Source organism: Streptomyces sp. NPDC050636, assembly GCF_040654775.1.
Classification (GTDB): domain Bacteria; phylum Actinomycetota; class Actinomycetes; order Streptomycetales; family Streptomycetaceae; genus Streptomyces.
Genome location: NZ_JBFAIP010000241.1, coordinates 1 through 2,312 on the forward strand (window position 1 = coordinate 1; position 2,312 = coordinate 2,312).

The following is a 2,312-nucleotide window of genomic DNA, read 5'->3' on the forward strand; positions in this document are numbered from 1 at the left end:
ACTCCTGAGTCGGGATGAGCTGCGCCAACGCCAGTATCCCAGGCCAGTGTCCCCATGTCCGCCGCAGCACAGCACGCCCACGTGAGTTCAGGCGGGAGGGAGGATCATGATTCTCTCGGCTCGCCTCAGCGCCAGGAACTACTGTCGTGAGCATGGTCGAACACGATGCCCTCAGCTCCACCCGCGAGGCCTACGACGCTGTTGCCCCCACCTATGCGCAGCTGTTCCGCGACACGCTGCATGACAGTCCCCTGGACCGCGCGATCTTGGGTGCCTTCGCCGAGGTCGTAAGTGCGAGTGGGGACGGTCAGGTCGCGGACCTTGGGTGTGGGCCTGGCCATATCACCGCCTATCTGGACGAGTTGGGGCTGGCGGCGTTTGGTGTTGATGCCTCTCCTGCGATGATCAAGTTGGCTCGACAGGCCTATCCGGGCCTGCGATTCGACGTGGGCTCGATGGCCGCGTTGAACATCGCTGACGGCGTGCTGGGCGGCGTACTCTCACGTTGGTCCATCATCCACACTCCGCCGCAAGAACTCCCCGTCATCCTGGCGGAGTTCCACCGCGTGCTGGCACCTGGCGGCCACCTTCTGGTCGGCTTTTCGGCAAGCGACGATCCGTCTCACCCGACGCAGGCCTTCGATCACACAGTCGCGCTCGCCTATCGCTGGTGGCCTGACCACCTCGCCGCGATGCTGCGCAAGTCCGGGTTGACCGAGGTAGCCCGGATGGTTCGCGAGCCTCAGCCCACCGACCGACGGCAGTTCCAGGAGATTCAACTGCTCGCCCGTAAAGCCTAGACAGGGGCCGCTTGATCGAACACATGAGCGCATGAATGCATGAGCACATCCAACCTGCCGGACGGGAATCCGTCAGGCTCCAGGCGTCAACACCATTGCGTTTAAGTCCGTGAGCGGTTCGAGAGTCCGTGTTCGAAGAACGTGACGGTGGCGTGGACGGCGTAGTTCTGACTGTTCGTGGCGGGGGGTGTCCGACGTTCGGTCCGTACTTGCTGGTGGGGTTCTTGGGGGTGTGAGCCTTGAAGCGGTGCCGGTGCCGGTGCCTGTGGCGGGCGGGGCGCAGGGCGTCGAGGACGGACGGCCCGGCCGATGGTGCCGTCGAGCTCGACGGGTCCCGCCGGGGGCAGGATTCCGGTCGCGGTGGTGACGGTGTCGGCGGTGGTGGTTTGCAGGACGGGCAGCACGCCATAGCCGATCCGGGCCAGGTAGGAGCCGTCGCCCAGGTGCCGGAAGGGGGTGGGTATCCGGCGGGCGGAGGAGCGCACCAGGAACTGGGCGCCGGTAGCCTGGACGTCCCGGGCGAACACGTTCGCATCGAAGCCGGCATCGGCCAGCAGGAGCATCGCGCCATCCAGCACACTCAACAGGCAGCCTGCGTAGGTGAGTTCGCCGTCACTCTCGGGGCCGAACGTGGCGGCCAACACGGCACGGGTGCCACACTCGACCAGGACCACGAGTCGCAGCCCCGATAGGAACAGTCCTAGAACAGGGCCAGCACGAGGACGAAGTAGACCACGACCCGAGACGGCAGCAGCGGCAGCGGGGGCTGACCTTCCGGAAGAGTCTCAGTTGCCGGACGCGGCCATTCTGCCTCACCCCCATGCCCCTTTAGGTCACGACGCGTTGCCGTGCGGGGGCACTTCACAGGAAGCGGCACAGACGTTCGGTTTCTTCGGGGCGGATTCCGAGTTGATCGGCCGAGCGCGCGGACTCGCCGGGGTGAGAAGTGAGTTGGATGCCCCCGTTCGCAAACGATCTCTGTGTTCCGTGAGGGGCGGCGAGCCGTTGCGGTAGCTCCTCGATGGGATCAGTCGCCGACTGACCGCCGAAGGACAGCCAATCGGCGAGGCGGGTCACTTCTGCACTACACACTGAGTAATTGCAGTGTTACAGTTTGTAACTGTAACGGCAGGTGGCGGACCCCGTCCCCTGCCGGGAGTTGTGACAAATCCCGTGCACTGCCCACCCGCCCGCTCGCACGTGATCAGGGATGGGCTGGGGCAGGCCCGTGAACGACACCTACGCAGAGGCGGTAGCTGTCCCATGGCACAAGAAGCCAGGATCGACGTCGAACTGACGTGGAAGCAGGCCGAGGAGAAGTCCTCGGCGGACAAGGTGGCGGAGTTCGCCAAGAACCTGCCGCAGGGCCCTTGGTTCGGCACCCAGACGGGCGTGGCGCGCGACAGCGACCGGCAGCCGAAGCACACCTGGCCGCTTCAGTCCGCCCGCCCGTACCAGGGGGAGGTGGCCGTCGGCGAGGCTGCGGGCTAACACCCCCACGGGCCCCACGAG

3 protein-coding genes are annotated in these 2,312 nt (G+C 65.9%); 2 read left to right on the plus strand and 1 reads right to left on the minus strand.

Annotated features, from left to right (window positions below; genetic code table 11):
- Positions 1-152: 152 nt before the first annotated feature.
- Positions 153-800, plus strand: a complete 648-nt coding sequence (locus AB0I10_RS40950; RefSeq protein ID WP_363157826.1) for a methyltransferase domain-containing protein — start codon at positions 153-155, stop codon at positions 798-800.
- 101 nt (positions 801-901) lie between these two features.
- Here the strand turns inward: AB0I10_RS40950 and AB0I10_RS40955 are convergent, their stop codons facing one another.
- Complete coding sequence (locus AB0I10_RS40955) at positions 902-1,441, minus strand: hypothetical protein (RefSeq protein WP_363157824.1); 540 nt, start codon at positions 1,439-1,441, stop codon at positions 902-904.
- 622 nt (positions 1,442-2,063) lie between these two features.
- Here AB0I10_RS40955 and AB0I10_RS40960 point away from each other — a divergent pair.
- On the plus strand, positions 2,064-2,291 hold the full coding sequence (locus AB0I10_RS40960; protein WP_363157825.1) for a hypothetical protein: 228 nt from the start codon (positions 2,064-2,066) through the stop codon (positions 2,289-2,291).
- The last annotated feature ends 21 nt before the right edge of the window (positions 2,292-2,312 follow it).